19 protein-coding genes are annotated in these 22,704 nt (G+C 44.9%); 12 read left to right on the forward strand and 7 right to left on the reverse strand.

Features of this window, described 5'->3' with window-relative positions:
• Positions 1–58: 58 nt before the first annotated feature.
• The 5 genes from FAM09_RS26905 (at position 59) to FAM09_RS26925 (ending at position 3,880) form a co-directional block, all read left to right on the forward strand.
• On the forward strand, positions 59–358 hold the full coding sequence (locus tag FAM09_RS26905) for a hypothetical protein (protein WP_136580269.1): 300 nt from the start codon (positions 59–61) through the stop codon (positions 356–358).
• Positions 359–439: 81 nt separating this feature from the next.
• Complete coding sequence (locus FAM09_RS26910) at positions 440–1,000, forward strand: NUDIX domain-containing protein (protein WP_136580270.1); 561 nt, start codon at positions 440–442, stop codon at positions 998–1,000.
• Positions 984–1,754: a 23S rRNA (guanosine(2251)-2'-O)-methyltransferase RlmB gene (rlmB, locus tag FAM09_RS26915; protein ID WP_136580271.1), complete on the forward strand. Its 771-nt coding sequence runs from the start codon at positions 984–986 to the stop codon at positions 1,752–1,754. Before FAM09_RS26910 ends, rlmB begins: the two co-directional genes overlap by 17 nt.
• A 129-nt stretch (positions 1,755–1,883) precedes the next feature.
• Positions 1,884–2,762 (forward strand): hydroxymethylglutaryl-CoA lyase, encoded by an 879-nt coding sequence (locus FAM09_RS26920; RefSeq protein WP_136580272.1) that lies wholly within the window; start codon positions 1,884–1,886, stop codon positions 2,760–2,762.
• A 113-nt stretch (positions 2,763–2,875) separates the two neighbouring features.
• Entirely contained in the window at positions 2,876–3,880 is a 1,005-nt protein-coding gene (locus tag FAM09_RS26925; RefSeq protein WP_136580273.1) for a GSCFA domain-containing protein, read from the forward strand.
• Between the two features lie 77 nt (positions 3,881–3,957).
• On the opposite strand, the gene FAM09_RS26930 is transcribed toward FAM09_RS26925, so the two are convergent.
• A complete protein-coding gene (locus tag FAM09_RS26930) occupies positions 3,958–5,310 on the reverse strand; it encodes a Gfo/Idh/MocA family protein (RefSeq protein WP_136580274.1) in 1,353 nt (450 codons plus the stop codon).
• A gap of 53 nt (positions 5,311–5,363) precedes the next feature.
• Between FAM09_RS26930 and FAM09_RS26935 the strand changes: the two genes are divergently transcribed.
• Positions 5,364–6,062, forward strand: a complete 699-nt coding sequence (locus FAM09_RS26935) for a uracil-DNA glycosylase family protein (RefSeq protein ID WP_136580275.1) — start codon at positions 5,364–5,366, stop codon at positions 6,060–6,062.
• 98 nt (positions 6,063–6,160) lie between these two features.
• Here FAM09_RS26935 and miaE read toward each other — a convergent pair whose 3' ends face one another.
• Complete coding sequence (miaE, locus tag FAM09_RS26940) at positions 6,161–6,769, reverse strand: tRNA-(ms[2]io[6]A)-hydroxylase (protein WP_136580276.1); 609 nt, start codon at positions 6,767–6,769, stop codon at positions 6,161–6,163.
• A 148-nt stretch (positions 6,770–6,917) separates the two neighbouring features.
• Here miaE and FAM09_RS26945 point away from each other — a divergent pair, with 148 nt between their 5' ends.
• Complete coding sequence (locus FAM09_RS26945; protein WP_136580277.1) at positions 6,918–8,015, forward strand: aminotransferase class I/II-fold pyridoxal phosphate-dependent enzyme; 1,098 nt, start codon at positions 6,918–6,920, stop codon at positions 8,013–8,015.
• A gap of 102 nt (positions 8,016–8,117) precedes the next feature.
• Here the strand turns inward: FAM09_RS26945 and FAM09_RS26950 are convergent, their stop codons facing one another.
• Positions 8,118–8,600, reverse strand: a complete 483-nt coding sequence (locus FAM09_RS26950) for a cupin domain-containing protein (RefSeq protein WP_136580278.1) — start codon at positions 8,598–8,600, stop codon at positions 8,118–8,120.
• Between the two features lie 728 nt (positions 8,601–9,328).
• On the opposite strand from FAM09_RS26950, the gene FAM09_RS26955 reads away from it, so the two are divergent.
• The 4 genes from FAM09_RS26955 (at position 9,329) to trhO (ending at position 16,001) form a co-directional block, all read left to right on the forward strand.
• Positions 9,329–11,770 (forward strand): penicillin acylase family protein, encoded by a 2,442-nt coding sequence (locus FAM09_RS26955; RefSeq protein ID WP_136580279.1) that lies wholly within the window; start codon positions 9,329–9,331, stop codon positions 11,768–11,770.
• 164 nt (positions 11,771–11,934) lie between these two features.
• Positions 11,935–12,306: a hypothetical protein gene (locus FAM09_RS26960; protein WP_136580280.1), complete on the forward strand. Its 372-nt coding sequence runs from the start codon at positions 11,935–11,937 to the stop codon at positions 12,304–12,306.
• 83 nt (positions 12,307–12,389) lie between these two features.
• The gene (locus tag FAM09_RS26965; RefSeq protein WP_136580281.1) at positions 12,390–14,855 is read left to right on the forward strand and encodes a DUF5686 and carboxypeptidase regulatory-like domain-containing protein; all 2,466 of its coding nucleotides are present in this window, start codon (positions 12,390–12,392) and stop codon (positions 14,853–14,855) included.
• Positions 14,856–14,966: 111 nt separating this feature from the next.
• Complete coding sequence (gene trhO / locus FAM09_RS26970; protein ID WP_136580282.1) at positions 14,967–16,001, forward strand: oxygen-dependent tRNA uridine(34) hydroxylase TrhO; 1,035 nt, start codon at positions 14,967–14,969, stop codon at positions 15,999–16,001.
• A gap of 40 nt (positions 16,002–16,041) precedes the next feature.
• Here trhO and FAM09_RS26975 read toward each other — a convergent pair whose 3' ends face one another.
• The 3 genes from FAM09_RS26975 to FAM09_RS26985 form a co-directional block, all read right to left on the reverse strand.
• Positions 16,042–17,151: a lactonase family protein gene (locus FAM09_RS26975; RefSeq protein WP_136580283.1), complete on the reverse strand. Its 1,110-nt coding sequence runs from the start codon at positions 17,149–17,151 to the stop codon at positions 16,042–16,044.
• Positions 17,152–17,227: 76 nt separating this feature from the next.
• Positions 17,228–17,728 (reverse strand): hypothetical protein, encoded by a 501-nt coding sequence (locus FAM09_RS26980; RefSeq protein ID WP_136580284.1) that lies wholly within the window; start codon positions 17,726–17,728, stop codon positions 17,228–17,230.
• 66 nt (positions 17,729–17,794) lie between these two features.
• Positions 17,795–18,724, reverse strand: coding sequence for a phosphoribosylaminoimidazolesuccinocarboxamide synthase (locus tag FAM09_RS26985; RefSeq protein ID WP_136580285.1), 930 nt, complete (start codon positions 18,722–18,724; stop codon positions 17,795–17,797).
• Positions 18,725–18,868: 144 nt separating this feature from the next.
• Between FAM09_RS26985 and FAM09_RS26990 the strand changes: the two genes are divergently transcribed.
• On the forward strand, positions 18,869–21,802 hold the full coding sequence (locus FAM09_RS26990; RefSeq protein ID WP_136580286.1) for a TonB-dependent receptor: 2,934 nt from the start codon (positions 18,869–18,871) through the stop codon (positions 21,800–21,802).
• A gap of 114 nt (positions 21,803–21,916) precedes the next feature.
• Here FAM09_RS26990 and FAM09_RS26995 read toward each other — a convergent pair whose 3' ends face one another.
• Positions 21,917–22,696 (reverse strand): (Fe-S)-binding protein, encoded by a 780-nt coding sequence (locus FAM09_RS26995; RefSeq protein ID WP_136580287.1) that lies wholly within the window; start codon positions 22,694–22,696, stop codon positions 21,917–21,919.
• Positions 22,697–22,704 lie beyond the last annotated feature (8 nt).

Raw genomic sequence — 22,704 nt, forward strand, 5'->3', positions numbered from 1 at the left:
CGGGGTGGCATTTGTTTATATGGATTGTTTTTTTTATATTTGTTGAAACCTTGAGTGAATGGTAACAGCATCACAGGCAGTAAAAATGTACGAATTGTTGAACAAGCATTTCAAGAACAATGAAGATGCAAAAGCAATGGTAGCAAGCATTGAAGATATTGTTGATAATAAATTTAATTCTGAAAGGGACCGCCTTGCTACAAAGATGGATTTAGCCCTTGTAAAAGAAGATTTGAAAAATGATATAGCCAGGTTGGAAACCCGCCTGGAGCATGGTTTTAAAGATCAATTGAAATGGCTCATTGTACTAATGGTGGGTTTGTCTTCGTTAGCGATAGCCATACTTAAACTTACATAATCATTTCGCAGAGATATATTATTCAGCCCCCCGATACATCGGGGGGCTGTTTTTTTGTAGCATAAGTTATATTTTCGGGCCATGAACGAACAACAAAATCCCTGGAAGATTTTAAGTGAGAAGAAGGTTTACGAAAATCCCTGGATAAAGCTTACAGAGTTTGATGTAATCAACCCTTCAGGGGGAAAAGGCATTTATGGAAAAGTGCATTTTAGGGGTATTGCCACCGGCGCCCTGCCCCTCGATGAGGAATTGAATACCTACCTGGTAGGCCAATACCGTTTTACCGTTGACCAGTATAGCTGGGAAATTCCCGAAGGTGGCGGCGCTTTTGGCGTTGACCCGGTAGAATCGGCCAAACGCGAATTGCTGGAAGAAACCGGGCTGGTAGCCGAAGAATGGACAAAGATCGTTGAGATGCATTTGAGCAATTCTGTCACTGATGAATATGCGGTTATTTACCTGGCGCGGAAACTGAGCCAGCATATGGCCAGTCCGGAAGAAACAGAACAATTGCAGGTAAAAAAAGTGCCGTTTGAAGAAGCATACCAGATGGTAGAACGCGGCGAGATCCTCGATTCTATGTCGGTAGCAGCTATTTTAAAAGTAAAATTAATGTTGGCAGATGGAAGGATATCATAAGAAGAGACCCGGTATAAATAAATCGTCGCTCATCATCGGTCGCCAGCCTGTTATTGAAGCCATTCAATCGGGCCGGCCAATTGACAAAATATTATTTCAACGCAATGTAAGCGGCGACTCTATCGGAACCATCAGGCAACTGGCTAAGGAGCATAATATTCCAATTCAACAGGTGCCGCCCGAAAAATTACAATCCTTCACAAAAGCAAATCACCAGGGGTGTATAGCTATTGCCGGGCTGGTGCAGTACATGGACCTGCAACAGGTGATCGACCATGTGCTGGGCAATGGGGAAACGCCGTTGTTTGTCATACTCGATGGCATAACCGATGTACGCAACATAGGGGCTATCGCCCGCACGGCGGTGTGTTGTGGTGCGCAAGCCATCATCATACCTGATAAAGGCGTTGGGGCATTGAATGAAGAAGCCATGAAATCGTCGGCGGGTGCGCTGGAAAAGATCAATATTTGCCGGGTGAACAGTTTAATGAAAGCGGTAGATACCCTGCACCTGAATGGCATAAAAGTGTATGCAACAGAAATGACGGCCGATAAATTCGTGCATGAAATTGATTATACCGAGCCCGGTTGCATTATTATGGGCAGCGAAGATCATGGGGTTTTTCCAGGCTTGTTGAAAATATGCGATGAAAAGATAAAGATCCCGATGGCAGGAAATTTTGAGTCGTTCAATGTTTCGGTTGCTACGGGGATCGTATTGTATGAAGCTATGAAGAAGAGAATGTCGATGTGATAATGTAATAATTCGATAATGCGATAATGGAATACAATTGGGAAGACGATTAAAATTCAGGAATCTCGAATGAAAGAACCACAAACCACAAACCACAAACCATAAACCATAAACCATAAACTGGTAGTTATGAATGCTGGTGAATACGGTAAAAAAAAGGCCATTCAATTGATCGAATGCCCCCGCGACGCCATGCAGGGCTGGCCGGTTTTTATACCTACCGAAAAAAAGATCGAATACCTGAATGCCTTGTTGCAGGTGGGATTCCACACACTTGATTTCGGCAGTTTTGTTTCGCCCAAAGCCATTCCGCAACTGGCCGATACTGCGGCCGTATTGAAAGGGTTACAGGTTAATACGAATACAAAATTGTTGGCCATTGTTGCCAATGAGCGTGGTGCCTCAGCAGCTGCCGCCTTTGACCAGATCTCATACCTGGGTTTTCCCTTTTCGGTGAGCGAAACTTTTCAGTTGCGCAATACCAATAGTACGATAGCACAATCGCTGCAACGCGTAGCAGAAATACAACGTATTTGTGAGCAAAGCCAAAAGCAACTGGTCATTTATATTTCCATGGGCTTTGGCAACCCTTATGGCGACCCGTATTCACCGGAGATCGTATTTGATTGGGTGAATAAGATCGCTTCCCTGGGCGTGCCCATCATTTCGCTGGCCGATACGGTTGGACTGGCAACACCCGAACAGGTACTTGAAATGACCCGTTACGTGATCAGCAAGCTGCCACATAATGAGATAGGGGTGCATCTGCATAGCAGTGCGCACAACCGGCTGGCGAAAATAGAAGCGGCCTGGCAGGCTGGCTGCCGCCGGTTCGATGGCGCCTTAAAAGGCATCGGCGGTTGTCCCATGGCCAATGACGACCTGGTTGGCAACATTGATACAGAATGGCTCATATCATATTTAGAACAATGTGAAGAATTGTCTGGTTTGAATAAAACAGCGCTGGCTAAAAGTGTTAACTTAGCTAACGAGATATTTACCTTATGAAAATCACCCTGGGTATACGATCATACCGCGGACGGCGCGGTGTTTTCTCCTGCACACAGGTTGATGGTACCATAACCAGAATCTTCTAATGCTTAAATCTGATAAAAGTGATTATGGACCTCCAGATACCGATTCATATTTCTACCTTGTCGACTCCGATCAATTACCAGGACAATATCATGTTAATGGGGTCGTGCTTTACAGAACACATTGGCGAAAAACTGGATGAGCTTAAATTCAGTATTCTGCAAAATCCCAATGGTATTTTGTTTGACCCAGCCAGTGTGGTGAGCAGCCTGGTTTCCTATATTCAGAATAAGCAGTACCAGAGCGAAGAGCTTTTTTACTACAATGAAGTATGGCAAAGCTGGCAACACCACAGCCGTTTTTCCAAAACCGATCTGCAGGATTGTTTGCGTGGCATTAATGCATCGCAACAGGAAGCGCATACGTATTTGAAAACCGCCAACTGGTTAATAATAACACTAGGTACCTCATTCTCGTACCGCCTTACAGAGCAGGTGCCGCAATCATTTCGCCGTGGCGCCGTGCGGGGGGCTGTTGCCAACAACCACCGTACACCGGCAGGTTGGTTCAACAAACACCTGCTCACCATTGAAGAAACAACTACCATGCTCGACAATTGTCTGCACCAGTTGTTTCAGTTCAATCCTAATTTGAAAGTGATTTTTACAGTTAGCCCGGTTCGTCATATCCGCGATGGCGTTATTGATAATAACCGCAGTAAAGCGCGATTGATAGAAGTGGTGCACCACCTCGTTAATAAGTTCGATAAGCTGTATTACTTCCCGGCGTATGAACTGGTGATAGATGTACTGCGTGATTACCGGTTTTACGATATTGATATGGTGCATCCCAATTACCAGGCTACGCATTTTGTGCTCGACAAATTCATGCGGCATTTTGTAGATGAGAAAGCGCAGCAACTGGCGGAAGAAATAAAAAAGATCGTGATCGCGCGTAAGCACAAACCTTTTCAACCATCTACCGAAGCTCATAAACGTTTTTTGAAAACACACCTTGAAAAGGCCCAGGAGTTACAGCGAAAGTATCCGTTTTTGAATCTTGATGAAGATATTAGATACTTTTTACAATAAATATCGAATAATGAATATCCAATGCTGAATGTAGAAGTTGTTTTCACTTCGACATTCATTATTCGACATTCGATATTTTAATATTCATCATTCAAAGCAAAACTATTTTTCCGATACATCCACTTCCCCCCGGTAAAATCAGGAAATTCAACAGTTTCATTGCCCAGTTCAATGCTTTGTTCGCTAAGTGGTGTAATAGCGCTCCAGGCCGCTGCATCATACACATCCATCGGCGTTGTCGTTTTGCGTTTTATTGATTCAACAAAGGCATGCAGCACAAAGAAGTCCATACCCCCGTGCCCGGCGCCTTCTGAAGAAGTGCTCCAGCGTTTCCATAATGGATGATCGTATTTGTCGAGGTAGGCCTTGGCATCTTCCCAGCTATCGTTGGTTTTGCTTACACCTTCAATATATAAGGAGTGATTAACGTCCATCCAGATGCCTTTGGTTCCCTGTACCCGGAAGCCGAGCGAGTAGGGACGGGGCAAGTTGGTATCGTGCTGCAATAAAATGGTTTCGCCATTGGCGCAACGGATCATGGTGGTAACAACGTCGCCCAACTTAAACTCCACCTTTGCATTCGGGTGTTGTTCGCCGCCATTCTTTACAACATATTCATGCAGGCCGCGCGATTTGGAGGCAAAGGAAGAAAGCGATACAAAACGGTTACCGTAATTAATATTGATCATTTCCGCTACCGGTCCAATACCGTGAGTAGGATACAAGTCACCGTTACGATGTACGGAATGCGCTGTTCGCCAACGCGCTTCTGAAAAGCCTTTCTCGCCAAACTCTGCACCGCCATCACGGTTATTTTGTCCGTTATTGAATTTAACATTACGCAGATCGTGCTGATAACCGCCTTGCAGATGGATCAGCTCGCCAAACATACCCTGGCGTACCATATTCAATACCGCCATAACATCGCGGCGATAGCACACATTCTCCAGCATCATCACGTTGGCATTGTAGCGCTCTGTGGCTTTTACCACATCCCAGTGGTCTTGCAACGTAATGCCCAGCATTACTTCGGTACCAACATATTTAATACCTGCTTCCAGGCAGCCTATGATCATGGGTGCATGCCATTCCCAGGGTGTTGAAATGATCACGGCATCCAGCTCTTTCAGTTCCAGCATTTTTTTCCAGGCATACGCATCGCCTTTATAGATCTTTGAAACAGGTTTGCCTGCTTTTTTAAAAATATTGCCGGCCATGTCAAGCATGCTGTCGTCAATATCACAAATGGCTACCACATTTACATCTTTACGCCGAAGCGCATTGTCGAGGTGCCTTTGTCCGCGCAGGCCTACGCCGATAAATCCCAGTTTAACCACGGGGTCGGCGGCTGCGAAAATTTGGGCAGTTGGTAATACGGCAAAGCCGGCTGTTGCCAGCCCGGTGTTTTTGACAAATGTTCTTCGGTTCATAGACCTTAATTTTGCATGAAATTTGGAGCAGCCAAAATACCAAATTAGCCGTAATGAATACTGCCGCTGAAAAAATCACGCAATCGAATGCGATCTTAAATTTTTATAAAAGTCTTTCGCCAAACCTACAATTACCGCCAGGAGTGCAGATCATGAACCCATTTGCCGATGCGGCTTCCTGGCAATTGACAGAAACATTCTATAACAAATTTTACAATGACCATCATCCGCGCACTTTTATTTTCGGCATCAATCCCGGGCGTTTTGGTGGCGGCGTTACCGGTATTCCATTCACCGATCCGGTTCGACTGAAAGAAGAGTGCGGTATTCACAACGAGCTGCCCATGAAAGCGGAGCTGTCTTCACATTTTATTTATGCGGTGATTGCAGCTTACGGTGGCCCTGAAGCGTTCTATCATGATTTTTTTATTACGGCTTTATCGCCGTTGGGATTTACAAAGAATGGGACCAACCTGAATTATTATGATGACGCCGCTTTATTAAAAGACAGTGAGCCGTTTATTGTGCAATGCATCAAAGAACAACTAAAAACCATTGTTACCACCCGCGATGTATGTTATTGTTTGGGAGAAGGGACCAACTTCAAAATATTTCAGCGGTTAAATGCAAAACATTCCTTTTTTAAAGAGATCATTCCATTGCCGCATCCGAGGTGGGTGATGCAGTATAGAAGGAAGAAAATACCTGAGTTTGTTGATTTATATGTGAAAAAACTAAGAAGGAGTATGTAGTTGTGGTTTATGGTTTGTTGTTCTTTACAGCGCGAGCTCAAATTTGATTTCGAGCCTCAACACGCGGCAGCAACTACAAACAACAAACGACAAACCAGTTAGTGCATTCTATCACCTCTAACTTCCAATTTCTGCATCAACTCTGCTTCGTAGGTCAACCATTCCTGCCAGCGCTTACGTACGGTGGGTTTATCTACATAGGTTTCAGCCAGCTCAATGAATAAATGATAATGGCCAGCTTCGCTCTCCATAAAGCGACGGTAAAAATTACGCAGGTATTCATCATCCAGTCCTTCGCTCAGGCGTTTAAAGCGTTCGCAACTGCGGGCTTCGATCAGCGCGAAGATCAGTAATTTATCAAGGAAGCGTTGTTCGGGGCTGCCGCCTTTTGTTTCAAATAGCAATAACTGGTTTACGTATTCATCTTTGCGTTGTTTGCCCAGCTTCAGGTTACGCTTTTGCAGTTCGGCCAGCACCAGCCTGAAGTGTCCCCATTCTTCCGTAACAATAGGCGCCAGTTCATTCACCAGCTTTTCTTTATCGCTGTATCGCTGGATCAGGGTAATGCAACTGGTTGCTGCCTTTTGTTCGCAGTACGCATGATCGGTGAGAATATATTCCAATGATAACCCGGCCAGGTTCACCCAGCGCGGATCGGTGGGCAGGTGCAGGCCCAGGATATTCTTTGTTTCGTTGGCAGTGCTCATAAAGTGCACAAAGTTAACACGTAAGTACGATATATTTGCTAGTAGTGAGTAGCTAGTAGCTAGTGGGAAAAAGCAGGGAAAAATCGCGAGTCTGGGATAATAGCCCTACTAGCCATTTACTACTAACCACCAGCCTCTAGTATTAATTATGAATGACGATTTTTTATTAAAGAAACTCAGTGAGCGGCAGCAACAAAATGCGTTCCGCCGGCTGATATTGCCCGATGGCAAAACAGACTTCTGTTCGAACGATTACCTGGGCATTGTTCGCAACCAGTTGATCGAAAAAAAGCTGGGGGAAAGCGCCAATACTATTTATAAACACGGGTCAACCGGTTCGCGGTTGCTGGCCGGTAATTATGCGTTGGTAGAAGAAACGGAAAAGTTACTTGCGTCTTTTCACGATGCGGAAGCGGGATTGATCTTCAATTCAGGATATGATGCCAACCTGGGATTATTGAGTTGCGTACCCCAGCGCGGCGATACCATAATTTACGATTATCTCAGTCATGCCTCCCTGCGCGATGGCATAAGGATAAGCTTTGCCCAATCTTTTTCATTCCGCCATAATGACCTGGCCGACCTGGAGAAAAGACTACAGGCCGCTACAGGTACTATTTTCGTGGTGACCGAATCGGTATTTTCAATGGATGGCGATATGGCGCCTTTAATTGCCATCAGCGCTTTGTGCGAACAGTATGGCGCGCACCTGATCGTAGATGAAGCGCATGCAACGGGCGTTGTGGGAGCAAGGGGCGAAGGGTTGGTGCAACACCTGAACCTGCAAAGCAAATGTTTTGCCCGTGTTCATACATTTGGTAAAGCAGTGGGTTGCCATGGCGCCATTATCCTGGGCAGTGACCGCTTGCGGCATTACCTGGTGAATTTTTCCCGCTCTTTTATTTACAGCACCGCTTTACCCGAGGCCAGCGTGGCCGCCATCCGTTGTGCATATGAGTTATTTCCCGCCATGCATGCGGAAAGGGCGCATCTGCAACAATTGATCAGCACGTTTCAACAGGCAAAAGTCAACCGGGAGAAACTGGTCTCCGATACGCCGATACAAATAGCCATCATACCCGGTAACGACCCCGTAAAACAGGTAGCCGGTGCATTGCAGGCAGCCGGGCTTGATGTACGCGCCATTTTATATCCTACGGTTCCTGCGGGGAAAGAAAGGTTGCGGATCGTGTTACATGCTTTTAATAGTATGCAGGAACTGGAACAGGTAATTAACTGTTTGTAGTTTGTGGTTTTTGGTTTGTTGTTGATCGCCTTTTTCGAGGCTCGCGAACATCATTGCCTTCTCGAATAAAAGAACCACAAACAATAAACCACAAACCGTAAACTATTTTTTTGTTTCTGAGTCTGGTAAATAATAAGTTTCATTGGGACCAATGCCTGTAACCTGCATGGTACATTCTTCGGTGAACCATTCATAGTGGGGTTGGTCGGCTTTGATCAATACAAAACTGCCGGGGCCATAAGCCATAGATTTAATGGTGGTATCAAATACTTTATCCAAAACAATATTGGCGGAACCACTGAGTATGGTCACATACAGGTCGGAATTATGTACATGCGGCATGCCTTTGTAACCTGGCGGGAAGATGTAACGTTCGATAAAGAAACCGGGTTGATTGCGGTGCCCGGCGAGGTAAATGTTCTTTCTGCCACTTTGCAGGGTAGTGTCTTTCACAGGCGGGAGTATCATTCTTGCTTTTTCACCTTTCTCCATTGGAGGATTTGCAAGGTTCTGCACCGGGTTGTTGGTACAGGACAGCCATGGAACCAGCAGCATTGCCATGGCATAATGGGCTGTCTTTTTCATAGCAAACAATATTTAGGTGACGAATAAATAAAAGAACTGATAGGTAAGGTACTAAAATTTCAACAATTATGTATTAAATATGGTATGCGGCCCCGGGCAATGACCATCGTAAACATTAGATAGTCAGGCGGATGTATCATGATATACTTTACATGATGAAACGGTGGGAATGAAACGGGATGTCTATAAAAAAAGAAACCATCCCGATAATCGGGACGGTTCGGTACCACGGACTGTAACCTCTAAGGTTGATGAACTAAACGATTGCTGATGACTACTGAACTGCGAACAACTTGGATGTATAATTGCTATACAAAAAATGCTATTATTAATAACCCGGCAAACAACAGGGCCAGCATCCTCTTTTTTCTTTGGTATATCCGGGCTTCCATCTCACTTTATATTTTTAAAGCACTATGCTGCTTTCTTTCCATTACAAAAGTCAGCATTCGTAGCTATCCTCACAATACAACTTTGTGGTAGTTTTCGGGGAACAAATTTGAAAAATTATGAATAGGTTGATTGCTAATAGCTTCTAGCATTAATTAGCTCTAAGCCCAAAGCAATACAAATTTTCTAAAGGCATTCCGCTTTTAGCTGTATTTCTGCTTTTAGCTTGCAGCTTGCGGCTTGCAGCTTATTACAGCTTGTAGCTTGTGGCTGTCTTCCGTATTAAAAAATACACTACTTTTAAAAAATCCTTCTAACCCCGATGTGAACCAAGCTATATGCGCATTATTCCATTAATTATTACCGTAGTCATTACTATAGGTTTGATCATCACATTAAGCAAGCCTATAGGAAGCATTCCGCCACTGGGAAGTTTTCTCAGTCCGCAAACTGGTTTCTGGCAAAATGCAGAGCCTGTGAATGCCCATCCCAATCTTGATCTTAATTTTCCGCAACTAAAAGATAAGGTACAGGTATACTTCGATGACAGGATGGTGCCGCATGTGTTTGCGCAGAATGATGATGACCTGTATTTCGTTCAGGGGTACCTGCATGCCAGATACCGGTTGTGGCAAATGGAGTTTCAAACATACGCTGCTGCCGGCCGCTTGTCTGAAATACTGGGTGCGGGGCCAAACAATGCATATTTGAATTATGACCGCAATATGCGCAGGGTAGGCATGCGGTATGGCGCGCGGCGTTCCCTCGATAGCATGGAAAAAGAACCGGTTACAAAAAGTATGCTCGACGCCTATACCACCGGTGTTAATGCTTATATCGATCATTTGTCGGCCAATGATTTGCCGATAGAATACCGGTTGCTGAATTATGTGCCTGAACACTGGAACAATTTCAAAACGGCGCTCTTTCTGAAATACATGAGCTACGACCTGACCGGAGCGGAAAATGATTTTGAATTCACCAATGTGCGCAATATATTAAGCCGCGAAGATTTTGAAGAACTGTTCCCGATCATGAATGATTCGCTGGATCCCATAGTACCCAAAGGAACGGTTTTTAATCCGCCGCCTGCACGGCCGCAAATGCCCTTTAACACCGACTCGCTGTATTTTAAATGGAATACGTTTGCCAGCATAACCCCGGTTGAAAAACCTGATAAAGACAATGGCAGTAATAACTGGGCGGTAAATGGCACTAAAACAAAAAGCGGCCGTCCTATTTTATGTAACGACCCGCACCTGGGACTGAACCTGCCATCTTTGTGGTACGAAATGCAGTTGCATACACCGCATTACAATGTGTATGGCGTTACCTTTCCCGGATCGCCGGCCGTGATCATCGGGTTTAACGATAGCTGCTCCTGGGGCGTTACCAACGCCGGCCGCGATGTGAAGGATTATTTCATCGTACATTTCAAAGACGAAACCAAACAACAATACGAGTTCAATGGCGCCTGGAAATCGAGTGAGCTGCATATAGATACATTCAGGATAAAAGGAAAGCAGCCATTTTATGATACCGTAGCCTATACCATTTTTGGCCCGGTGCAATATGATAATTCTTTTACCGGTAACAGCCGTTCATCAGAATACAACAATTATGCGGTACGATGGAAAGCACATGACCCATCCAATGAATTAATGACATTTTACCTGCTCAACCGCATGAAGAATAAAGCCGGGTATGAGCAGGCCATTAAATACTTTTCCTGTCCCGGCCAGAACTTTGTATTTGCCGCAAAAAGCGGTGATATCGCCATCTGGCAACAGGGAAAATTTCCAGCCAAATGGCGGCGGCAGGGCGATTTCATTATGCCCGGCACCGATACATCCTATTTATGGCAGGGTGCCATTAAACAGGAAGAGAACCCACATATAGAAAACCCTGCACGCGGCTTTGTAAGCAGCGCTAACCAGGCGGCTACCGATACAAGCTATCCCTATTACTTGGGCGGCAATAACCCAATATACCGGGGAATTATCATTAACCGCTACCTGCGGCAAATGAATAATATCAGCATTGATACTATGAAAAAAATGCAGACCGATAATTTCAATGTGTTTGCAGAAATGGCATTGCCGGTAATGATGGCCAATGTAGATGAAAGCACGTTAAGTAACGAAGAGAAAAAGTACCTCGATATTTTACGTGGCTGGAACTGGCGTTGCGATGCAACAGAAAAAGCGCCGGCTATTTTTCAACTATGGTTCGAGAACCTGGAGAAAGAAGTATGGGATGATGATTTTGATGTAGCGCACAAACCGGTTACCCTGCCCGACGATGCTACGATGTTAAAATGTATTACCATGGCGGGTTTTAAATTTGCCGATAATATCACTACAACACAAGTAGAAACAGTGCGCGATGTTGTGACGGCTGCGTTTAGAAAAGCAGTACCGGTAGTTTCAATGGCCGATACGGAAGGCTCCCTGAACTGGGGGAAATACAAAGACGTTGGCATTCGCCATCTGCTTCGTCTGGCGCCGTTAAGTCGTTTTCATGTTATCACGGGTGGGGGAACAAACATTATCAATGCTACCAAACAATACCATGGGCCCAGTTGGCGCATGATCGTTGAGTTGACCGATAAAACGGAAGCCTGGGGTATTTATCCGGGCGGACAAAGCGGAAACCCCGGAAGTAAATACTACGATAATTTTATTGACGACTGGGCAGTGGGGAAGTACAACAAATTGTGGGTTATGACGGAGGCAGAGGTTAAAGACAAACGTATACTTTTTAAAATGAACTTTAATTAGATCAGCGAGTAGTAAGTAGCGAGTGGCGAGAGGGGAAATGCAAGTATTCGAGTTGAGAATGGCGTGAGGCTTGACATAAGTACGTACCGAATGACGTATAAAGCCCTACTAGCCACTTGCCACTAGCATTTTGAATTTACAACAAAGACATTCATATTATTCTTATGAAATTTGGAATCTCTATACTATTGACAATCGTTGTAAGCTTTGCTGCGGGAATGTACCTGCCTTTCTGGAGTGCTGCACTGGTGGCGTTTTTAGTAGCCTTGTTTATCTATCAAAAACCGGGTATGGCTTACCTGGCAGGCTTCGTAAGTATTTTATTATTATGGGCATTGCTTGCCTGGTGGATCGATACACAAAACGATAGCATTTTATCAACCCGCATGGCCACTTTGTTTCCGTTGGGTGGTTCATCAGCTTTATTGATCCTGATAACAGGGCTTGTAGGCGGCATCATTGGCGGGTTATCGGCCTTATCGGGAAATTTTTTGCGGAAGTACCTGCAGCCAAATTGGCCCTGGAAATCTTTTTGATGCTTTATCCATTATTAAGTCCTTTTAACTAATTTAATGAATACCCAATCAACAATTGGCCTTATTTTCGCGTTCGTCGCCTTATGAGAATATTGACCTTAATTACTCTTTTTATTGTTTGCAATACATCACTTCGGGCTGCCCGTATCAGCGGCAAGATCACCGATGAAAATGGACAAGTGCTGGTGTATGCTTCCATCCTGGTAAAAGGGACCACACAGGGTACTACTGCCAATAAAGAGGGTGATTATTTTTTACACCTTCAGCCTGGCACCTACACCCTGGTAGCGCAATACGTAGGGTACAACCGGCAGGAAAAAACAATAACCGTTACTACTGATAATATCACACTCGATTTTCAACTTTCCTTACACCAACTGAATTTAAAAGAAGTGATCGTACGACCAGGAGCTGAAGACCCGGCGTATGAGATCATTCGCAATGCCATTAAGAAAAGGCCGTATTACCTGAACCAGCTCAATAACTTTCAATGCGAAGTGTATATAAAAGGGCAATTGCAGTTGCGTGCGTATCCGAAGAAATTCCTCGGCGAGAAAGTTGATTTCGAAGATGGCGACACCAGTCAAAGGAAAATGCTTTTTCTGTCAGAAACGATTGCCCGGTATTCGGTAGAAAAACCACGCAGGAACAAGATTGAAGTACTCTCAACCAAAGTAAGCGGCAAAAGCGATGAATTTGGTTTAAGCACGCCGCAGATCATTTCATTTTATGAGAACAACATACAGGTAGGCCGCAACCTGAACCCACGCGGATTTATTTCACCTATAGCCAGCGGTGCGCTGTATTATTACCGCTATCAGTACGAAGGAAGTTTTACAGAAGATGGCCGGGAGATCAGTCGCATTCGGGTAATACCAAAACGGCGGTATGAACCATTATTCAGCGGGTACATCAACATTACCGAAGGAGATTGGCGCATTCACAGTTTACAGTTGCGGTTGACGAAGGCCTCACAAATGGAGTTGATTGACTCGTTGAATATTGAACAACTATATGTGCCCTATAACAACGACGTATGGGTGATCAAAACGCAGGTATTATACCCGGCGGTAAAAGTACTGGGCTTCGATGCCTTCGGCAGTTTTGTAAATGTGTATTCTCAATTCAATATAGAACCTTCATTCACCCCAAAGTTCTTCAACAATACCTACCTGAAGATCTATGAAGGGAGCAACAAAAAGCCGGCTGATTTCTGGGACTCTATTCGACCCGTACCCTTGCAGGCAGAAGAAATAGCCGATTATCATAGGAAAGACAGCCTGGAAAAAGCACATAAAGATCCCCACTATCTAGATTCAATAGACCGCCGGCGGAACCAGCCGCACCTGTTTGCGGTTCTTGCAACCGGACAAAACTTTTACCGCGAAAAGAAGCGTGAGATCTATACCATCAACCCGTTGCTGCAAACTGTTGCCTATAACACCGTGGAAGGCTGGCTGGTTAGTTTTGGCGGCCGGTACCTGAAACGGCTCGATACCATTCCTGCTTCCCGGCGCGCCATCAGTATAGAGCCTGCCGTCCGGTACGGATTTAGCAATCATCATCTCAATGCGGCTGGTACATTTACCTACAGGCATGGCCGAAAGTATTTCTCTTCAATTTCAATAAGCGGTGGTAAATGGGTTTACCAGGTAAATAATGCCAATCCCATCAGCCAGTTTAGCAATACCATCCGGAGCTGGTTGTTCGAACGCAATTATGCCAAATTCTATGAAGCATGGTATGCGCGGTTCCATTTTTCAAAAGATGTGGGCAACGGAATTAGCCTGTTTGGCGGATTAAAATACGAAGACCGGATACCACTGGAGAATACTACCACTTACTCGCTGGGCGACAGGAAAAGCATTGAGTTCACCCCGAATTATCCTATCGAGATCATGTCGGAGAACTTTAAGCGCCACCAGGCATTCATCGGGAATTTTGGGGTGAGCTGGTTACCCGGTACAAAATACATCGAGTACCCTGAAAGGATCATGAACATCGGTTCAAAGTATCCGACTTTTACGCTTTCGTTTACGCAGGGAGTTCACAATTTGCTGGGCAGCGATGTGGATTATGCCAAATGGCGTTTTGATGTAAGTGAGAGCCTGAATTTAAAATTGGGCGGAAACTTCAGGTATAATATGTCTATAGGCGGATTTTTGAGACGCGATAGCGTTGCCGTGATCGATTACACCCATTTTAACGGAAACCAGATCCTGGCATCTGTGGAATACCTGCATGGTTTTCAATTGTTACCATACTACAAATACAGCAATAAGAACCGCCTGTATGCAGAAGGCCATTTTGAACATCATTTCAATGGCCTGCTTACCAATAAGATCCCTTTATTCCGCAACATCAACTGGTACCTGGTGATGGGCGCCAACGCCATTTACGCCGATAGCGACAAAGAATATGTGGAAGTATTCGCCGGTTTCGAAAACCTGCTGAAGATAGCCCGGGTTGACTTGGTGTGGGGCTTCGACAAAGGCCGCGTGTCTACCTTCGGGGTAAGGTTGGGCATTCGCGGCTTTGGAAAGCTTTAAAAGTTTGTGGTTTATGGTTTGTTGTTTGTGGTTCTTTACCACAAACTATTTTGTATTTTTGCCGCGTTTACAATTTTTGACTGCCCTGCAAGCGGTCGCAAAAATGAATATATGGCAATTTTACACAATCGCGTCTCCCAGAAGGAGTTGAAAGAACGTTTGTACCAGGAAACCGAACCGCGTACCACCATTTCGTTCTACCAGTATTTTCCCATCGCTGAGCCCGAACAATTCCGCAACGAACTGTACAAGAACCTGGAAGTAATAAAAGTATTTGGCCGCATTTATGTGGCGCACGAAGGCATCAATGCGCAGATCAGTGTGCCGCAAAGTAATTTCGAGGCCTTTAAGAATTACCTGTATTCCATAGAACCGTTGAACGGCCTGCGCCTGAACATTGCGGTAGATGATGACGGCAAATCGTTTTGGGTGCTGAAAATAAAAGTGCGCGAAAAGATCGTTGCCGATGGCATTTCCGACGAAACCTTCAATATGAACAACAAGGGAAAGTATGTAAATGCCGAGCAGATGAACATGTTGCTGAACGACCCTGAGACCATTGTGGTTGACATGCGCAATCATTACGAGTACGAAGTGGGCCATTTTGTAAAAGCCCTGGAAGTGCCCAGCGATACCTTCCGCGAGCAATTGCCCATGGCGGTTGACATGCTGAAAGAGCAGAAAGATAAAAATATCATCATGTACTGTACCGGCGGCATTCGTTGTGAGAAAGCCAGCGCGTACATGCTGCATCACGGGTTTCAAAATGTGTTTCACCTCGAAGGTGGCATTATCAACTATGCCCAGCAGATAAAAGAGAAGGGACTCGATAGTAAATTCATTGGAAAGAACTTTGTGTTCGACAACAGGCTGGGGGAGCGCATCACACCTGAGATCATAGCTAAATGCCACCAGTGCGGCAACCCGGCCGATACGCATGTGAACTGCGCCAATGATGGTTGCCACCTGTTGTTTATTCAATGCGACAACTGCCGTCAGCAATACGAAGGTTGCTGCAGCAAGGAATGCCAGGATTTCATTCACTTACCCGAAGAAGAGCGAAAGGAATTACGCAAAGGCATCGATAAAGGACGAAACATCTTCAATAAATCCCGGGCCCGCTTACGGCCGAAGCTGGGGAAGTAGTCCTGCTTTTTTGTATTTGCTTGCGGCGTGAAGCGTGCAGCTATTGTATTTCTGCCCACTTCAAACACACGGGATGCCCTACCTCAATTCGTTTGCCGGTATCAGTAAGCATACCGGTTTTTTTATCGCGTTTGAAGATCACAATATTGTGGGTTTCCTGGTTGGCCACCAGCAAAAAGTTACCAGTTGGGTCAATGGTGAAATTGCGAGGCACCTCACCTTTGGTTGATTCATATCCGAGAGCTTTGAGCTTTCCGCTTTTATCAATGGAAAATATAGCGATGGTATTGGAAGGAGTGCGATTGGTAGCGTACAGGAACCTGCCATCGGGCGAAACATGGATGTCTGCCGACCATTTCTTGCCCGTAAAATCAGCCGGATAGGTAGAGATGTGTTGAATCGGCGTCAGCTTTCCATCTTTATACTTATAGGCTGAAACGGCGCCGCCCATTTCTTCAACCAGGTAAGCGAATTTTCCATTCGGGTGAAAGGTAAAATGGCGTGGTCCGCTACCTGCCGGTGGGGCCGCAAAAGGCACAGGCGCTGGTTCGGGTTTACCGCTGCCCGGGTTGAAAGAATAGATCATCACTTTATCAATGCCCAGGTCGGGCACAAAAATGTATTTATCATCGGGCGAAAAAACAGTGGAGTGCACATGCGGTTTATCCTGCCGCTCTTTATTAACACTACTTCCGGTATGTTGAATGGTAGTGGCAGTACCCAAAGTACCATTAGCCATAATGGGCAGGGTAGAAAAGCTGCCGCCTGAATAATTAGCTGCTGCCACCCATTTGCCGGTTTTATTAACGGCTACATAACAGGGATGGTCACCGCCGGTGGATTGTTTATCGATGAAAGTAAGAGTGCCATTGCTTTTATCAAAGGAAAAAACCGATACGCTGCCTTTGTCATTCGCATCCTCATTTACGGCATATACAAATTTCTCATCCGGCGAAAGATCAAGATAGGAGGGGTTAGCAGCCGCGGCTTTACTTACAAAGCTCACCTCGCCGGTTTCCGAATTCATTTTATATACATACAATCCTTCGCTTTTACCTTTGGTATAGGTGCCGATCAATAAATAATAGTTCATTTGACAATCACCGATTATAGGGATAAGCAATAAAATTATGTGCCAGATCTTTTTCATACCGGGAAGATACGGAAAAGGCGGTTGATCAATTAACGGGTTAACAAGTTGATAAATTAGCTTTTTGGGATGCTAATTATTCTAAATTTTTAAAAAAACGATTGGCCCATATCCTGAGTGTTAAAGTAACAATAGTAATTGAACCCAGTACAATATAAAACGGCGTGTACCCGGAAACATTCCAATAGCAACTACCTGAAATAATAAGTAATACCATCCCCACGTTCAATAAGATCGTGGAAAGGCCAAATACATTGTTAAAGGTGAGCAATAGTATTTCATGATCGTCGTTAAAAAATCCTTCCTTGTAAGCCACCTTAGCTGTCTGCCTGAGCACCCACGTGTCTCTGCTTTGTGTATCTGAATGTTGGTATATTATTTCATTATTGTACCGCGAAGTGAATTGAAAGAAGGGAATGTAATATGGATTGTCTTCACTGTCTGGCCTCATCTCCAGTTTAACTACAGTGGCAATTGCTATATTTCCTTTTTTTATAAAGTTAATACGGTTCCAGAGAAATGATATCCCCACGATCAGCACTACCAGGCCCGATGCTAAAAAATATTCGAATTCCATTTCAGGCACAAAATATAAAAAGCCCCGGTGTTACAAAACACAGGGGCTAATCTTTTAACTTGTCAACTAGCTTTTCGCTTTCTCCAGTTCTTTCACTACCCGGTTGTAGGTTTCCTCTTCCGAAAGCGCCTCAGGTTTAAATTTCTCCCCAATCACTTTCTCATACAGCTCAATATATCTCTTTGAAATGGTGTTGATCCATTCATCGCTCATTTCGGGAACCGTTTGTCCTTCTTTGCCCATAAAATTATTGGCAATAAGCCACTCGCGTACAAATTCCTTGCTCAGTTGTTGCTGGCGTTCCCCGCTTTTTTGTCTTTCTTCAAAGCCATCGGCATAAAAATAGCGGCTGCTGTCGGGCGTATGAATTTCATCCATCAGGTAAACGGTGTTACCGATCTTGCCAAATTCATATTTTGTGTCAACTAATATCAAACCCTGTCTGGCGGCAATTTCTTTACCGCGGGCGAATAATTTCAGCGTATAGTCTTCAAGTATAGCCCAATCTTCGGCCGATGCCAGTCCTTTGGCAATTATTTCTTCTTTTGATATATCTTCATCATGTCCGGCTTCTGCCTTAGTGCTTGGCGTTATAATAGGAGTGGGGAAGTAATCATTTTCTTTCATACCTTCGGGCAGGCGTACACCGCATAATTCCCGTTTTCCGCTTGCGTAGGTACGCCAGGCGTGACCTGTTAAATTACCCCGCACTACCATTTCAATTTTAAATGGCACACATTTTTTCCCGATCGATACATTAGGCGCCGGTACCGATACTAACCAGTTGGCGCAAATGTCGTTGGTAGCCTGTAGCATGTAAGCAGCTATCTGATTTAATACTTGTCCTTTATAAGGAATGGGGCGGGGAAGTATCACATCAAACGCCGAGATGCGATCACTGGCTATCATTACCAACCATTGATCATCAATGGTATATACATCCCTGACTTTGCCTCGGTAAAAGTTTGTCTGCTTCGGAAACTGTAATGATTTCATGGGGCGAAGATACCAGCGATGTGGATAATCATGAAAAAAAGAATTCCCGAAATATCAACAAAATCAACAAGATGTGATTAAATAAAATTTTCTGTTGAAAGTTACAAGTCGTATTTTGCTCAATAACCATAAAAACTCCATGCTATGAGTAGATGTTCTCGTTGCCTGGCAGCTTTATCCTTGCTTTTGATGTATACGATTGCTGCCAGCGCTCAAACCAGTACTATTTCGGGCACCGTTCGGAATAGTACGAACAAAGAAACCGTTCCCTACGTTTCGGTGGCTATTAAAGGGACAAGCACCGGAACCTTTACCGATGAAAAAGGCACCTTTAAATTAACCACTTCACATGCCTTTCCATTAACCCTGGTGTTTACGTCCATAGGTTTTACTTCACAGGAAGTATCGGTAACCAGTGCCGGAACGCCTGTTGACGTTGATTTTGTTCCCGGGTCAAGTTTAGGTACAGAGGTGGTCATATCGGCCAGCCGTGTTCCGGAGCGAATTCTCGAGTCGCCAGTGTCAATTGAACGCATGAATGTAGGCGCCATACGGGCGGCTGCCGCACCCAATTATTACGACCAGGTGGCCAACCTGAAAGGGGTTGACCTTACCACATCGAGCCTTACCTTTCGCACCATCAGCACGCGTGGTTTTAACGGCAGTGGTAACCTGCGGTTCAACCAATTGGTAGATGGAATGGATAACCAGGCGCCTGGTTTGAATTTCAGTGTGGGTAATATCATCGGGCTTACCGAACTGGACGTTGATAACGTAGAGCTTTTACAAGGCGCTTCTTCTGCGTTGTATGGTTCAGGCGGTATGAACGGTACATTGCTGATGAACAGTAAAAACCCGTTCAAATACCAGGGACTGAGCTTCCAGGCAAAACATGGTTACATGCATTTTGATGATCCCAATAAAAGTAATGCTACGCCTTATTACGACTGGTCGCTTCGTTACGCCAAAAAGATCGGCGAAAAGTTTGCTTTCAGGATCTCCGGGCAATTCATAAAGGCCGATGACTGGCAGGCTGCCGATTATCGCAATCTGCAACGTAACAACGTATTCAGTTCATTAAAGGATGGCAATCGTACAACTGATCCCAATTACGATGGGGTGAATGTATTTGGTGATGAAGCCAGCGCCAGCATGCAGGCGTTTGCACAGGCAGCACGTGCTCAAATTGGTGCAACCGCACAGGGCCAGACTGCTATTGCCGGGGTGGATGCGCAGATTGCGGCTGGCATGACACCACAACAAATGGCGGCTTATTGGGGCACTGCAAGCCCTACCATTGCACAGGCACTCCCGTTCCTGATTGCTTCCAATACGAATGTAAATAACCCAAACAGAGGTATATATGGCGGCCAGAATATAAGCCGTACTGGATATAACGAAAGCGACCTGGTTGATTATGATACCTACAATGTAAAAGTATCAGGTGCTTTGCATTATAAAATAACCGAGAACATTGAAGCCATTCTGGCTGGTAACTGGGGTACCGGTACCACCGTGTATACCGGGGCCGACCGCTACAGTATCAAGAACCTGAAAATGGGCCAATATAAACTGGAAGTAAAGGGTAAAAACTGGTTTGTGAGAGGGTTTACCATCCAGGAAAATTCGGGTGATGCCTATACAGCTACTACGGCTGCAGTGGCCATCAACAGGCGATGGAAATCTGATGCTACCTGGTTTCAGCAATATGCAGGAACATATGGTGCAGCCAGGTTGGGCATATTACCAGGCACAGGCGGTGCTGTATTACCCGATGCAACTGCCCATTCAACTGCCCGGGGCGTAGCCGATGCCGGTCGTTATGTGCCGGGTACGGCAGAATTTCAAAAAGCGTTTGATAGTCTTACAAATGTATCCATCAGCAAAGGCGGCGCTAAATTCGAAGACAAGTCTGATATGTACCATTTTGAAGGTCAGTATAATTTGAGCGAACACATCAAATTTGCAGAAGTACTGGTAGGCGCCAGCTTCCGCCGGTATGTGCTTAACTCACAGGGAACCATATTTGCCGATAGTGCAGGCACCATTGGTATCAACGAAGTGGGTGGTTATGCGCAGGTTTCGAAATGGGTAATTGAAGATCGCCTGAAATTAACCGTTTCGGGCCGGTACGATAAGAATGAGAATTTCAAGGGCCGCTTTACGCCACGCGCTACGGCATTAATAAAGGTGGCTAAAGATAACAGCTTCCGTTTATCATATCAGCAGGCATATCGTTTTCCTTCCACGCAGGACCAGTGGATCAACCTGCGGACACCGGCGAGCATACTTATTGGCGGTTTACCAGATTTTTATACGTATTATAATTTTGGCGGAAGCCCTGCTTATACCGCTGAAAGTATAGTTGCTTACCGCAGTTCTATAAATAGTGGTACACCTAATCCAACGTTACTGAAAGTGGCTGATTTTGGTACGCTGAAACCGGAGATTGCCAACTCATATGAAATTGGTTATCGCGGTTTGCTTACTTCAAACCTGCTGGTTGATGCATATGGTTATTACAGCCAATACAAGGACTTTTTGGGCCGTAAGGCGGTGGGCCGGGGTTCAAGCGGCGATCCAAACAGAGCATTTACTGAATTGGCAAGTCCGTTTACAACTACCAATTACTCATTTATATCCAATTCAGACAATACGGTAAATGCATTAGGCTGGGGGGTAAGCGTAAATTATCGTTTACCCAAAGGATACGACTTTGGTGTAAACGTGTCGGGTGATCAGTTGAATGATGTAGATTCAGGATTGGTAACCTTCTTCAATACACCTAAAGTTCGTTTCAACATAACATTGGGTAACGAAAAGGTAAACGGTTCTAACTGGGGCTTTAATATTTTGTATCGCTGGCAGGATGAAATGTTGTGGGAAGGAACTTTTGGTACCGGTCAGGTGGAGGCATTTGGATCACTCGATGCAATGGTTAGCTATCGCTTGCCAAAGATCAAAAGCCTTATTAAACTGGGCGCTACCAATTTGACGAATAAATATTATACTACTGCCTTTGGTAATCCAAGTATTGGCGGCTTGTATTATGTAAGTTTTGGGTATAATGTATTTTAAAGTAATAAGTGAGTAAAATAAAAATGGCATCCGCCCACCGGTAGGATGCCATTTCTTTTTTATAAGGCCATTACTTTTTAATTTCTCATTTCACATATTTCATTCTTCATTTCGCTACGCCATACTCGCCGCTACCAGCTCCGCCACATCTAACACTTTCACCGAATCTTCTTTCTCCTTTTGCTTTACACCATCGGTAAGCATGGTATTACAAAACGGACAGGCAGCCGCCACAATATGCGATTCCGTTTCCAACGCTTCCTGTACCCGCTCCTGGTTAATACGGATAGTGCCTTTTTCTTCTTCCTTGAACATTTGCGCACCACCGGCGCCGCAGCACAAGCCTTTGCTTCGGCAACGTTTCATTTCTACCAGTTCTGCATCCAGTGCTTCCAGCACTTTGCGCGGCGCTTCATAAATATCGTTTGCCCGGCCCAGGTAACAACTATCGTGATACGTAATGCGTTTTCCTTTAAAGGCACCACCTTCTTTCAAGGTTATTTTTCCTTCATCTAGCAACTGTTGTAAAAAAGTGGTGTGGTGTATCACCTCATAATTACCGCCCAGCTCGGGATATTCGTTCTTCAGAATGTTAAAGCAATGCGGACAAGCCGTTACTATTTTTTTGATGCCGTAGCCATTCAATATTTGAATGTTCTGGTAGGCCATCATCTGGAACATAAACTCATTACCGGCCCGCCGTGCAGGGTCACCGGTGCAGGCTTCTTCTTTGCCCAATACCGCAAAATTGATACCCACCTTTGTGAGGATGGTGGCAAATGCTTTGGTTATCTTTTGCGCCCGCTGATCAAAACTTCCTGAACAGCCAACCCAAAACAATACATCCGGCGCAGTGCCGGCGGCGGTCATTTCAGCAACAGTGCGTATTTGCATGTGGTATA

The organism is Niastella caeni, assembly GCF_004834005.1.
In the GTDB taxonomy this organism is placed as follows: domain Bacteria; phylum Bacteroidota; class Bacteroidia; order Chitinophagales; family Chitinophagaceae; genus Niastella; species Niastella caeni.

What these genes read in the sequence shown, in the direction of transcription:
- FAM09_RS26920 (WP_136580272.1), top strand. Translation starts at nt 1,884, where the DNA reads ATGAATGCTGGTGAATACGGTAAAAAAAAGGCCATTCAATTGATCGAA.
- FAM09_RS26990 (WP_136580286.1), top strand. Translation starts at nt 18,869, where the DNA reads ATGAGTAGATGTTCTCGTTGCCTGGCAGCTTTATCCTTGCTTTTGATG.
- FAM09_RS26960 (WP_136580280.1), top strand. Translation starts at nt 11,935, where the DNA reads ATGAAATTTGGAATCTCTATACTATTGACAATCGTTGTAAGCTTTGCT.
- FAM09_RS26910 (WP_136580270.1), top strand. Translation starts at nt 440, where the DNA reads ATGAACGAACAACAAAATCCCTGGAAGATTTTAAGTGAGAAGAAGGTT.
- FAM09_RS26935 (WP_136580275.1), top strand. Translation starts at nt 5,364, where the DNA reads ATGAATACTGCCGCTGAAAAAATCACGCAATCGAATGCGATCTTAAAT.
- FAM09_RS26965 (WP_136580281.1), top strand. Translation starts at nt 12,390, where the DNA reads ATGAGAATATTGACCTTAATTACTCTTTTTATTGTTTGCAATACATCA.
- FAM09_RS26950 (WP_136580278.1), bottom strand. Translation starts at nt 8,600, where the DNA reads ATGAAAAAGACAGCCCATTATGCCATGGCAATGCTGCTGGTTCCATGG.
- trhO (WP_136580282.1), top strand. Translation starts at nt 14,967, where the DNA reads ATGGCAATTTTACACAATCGCGTCTCCCAGAAGGAGTTGAAAGAACGT.
- rlmB (WP_136580271.1), top strand. Translation starts at nt 984, where the DNA reads ATGGAAGGATATCATAAGAAGAGACCCGGTATAAATAAATCGTCGCTC.
- FAM09_RS26945 (WP_136580277.1), top strand. Translation starts at nt 6,918, where the DNA reads ATGAATGACGATTTTTTATTAAAGAAACTCAGTGAGCGGCAGCAACAA.
- FAM09_RS26930 (WP_136580274.1), bottom strand. Translation starts at nt 5,310, where the DNA reads ATGAACCGAAGAACATTTGTCAAAAACACCGGGCTGGCAACAGCCGGC.
- FAM09_RS26905 (WP_136580269.1), top strand. Translation starts at nt 59, where the DNA reads ATGGTAACAGCATCACAGGCAGTAAAAATGTACGAATTGTTGAACAAG.
- FAM09_RS26985 (WP_136580285.1), bottom strand. Translation starts at nt 18,724, where the DNA reads ATGAAATCATTACAGTTTCCGAAGCAGACAAACTTTTACCGAGGCAAA.
- FAM09_RS26975 (WP_136580283.1), bottom strand. Translation starts at nt 17,151, where the DNA reads ATGAAAAAGATCTGGCACATAATTTTATTGCTTATCCCTATAATCGGT.
- FAM09_RS26925 (WP_136580273.1), top strand. Translation starts at nt 2,876, where the DNA reads ATGGACCTCCAGATACCGATTCATATTTCTACCTTGTCGACTCCGATC.
- FAM09_RS26980 (WP_136580284.1), bottom strand. Translation starts at nt 17,728, where the DNA reads ATGGAATTCGAATATTTTTTAGCATCGGGCCTGGTAGTGCTGATCGTG.
- FAM09_RS26955 (WP_136580279.1), top strand. Translation starts at nt 9,329, where the DNA reads ATGCGCATTATTCCATTAATTATTACCGTAGTCATTACTATAGGTTTG.
- FAM09_RS26995 (WP_136580287.1), bottom strand. Translation starts at nt 22,696, where the DNA reads ATGCAAATACGCACTGTTGCTGAAATGACCGCCGCCGGCACTGCGCCG.
- miaE (WP_136580276.1), bottom strand. Translation starts at nt 6,769, where the DNA reads ATGAGCACTGCCAACGAAACAAAGAATATCCTGGGCCTGCACCTGCCC.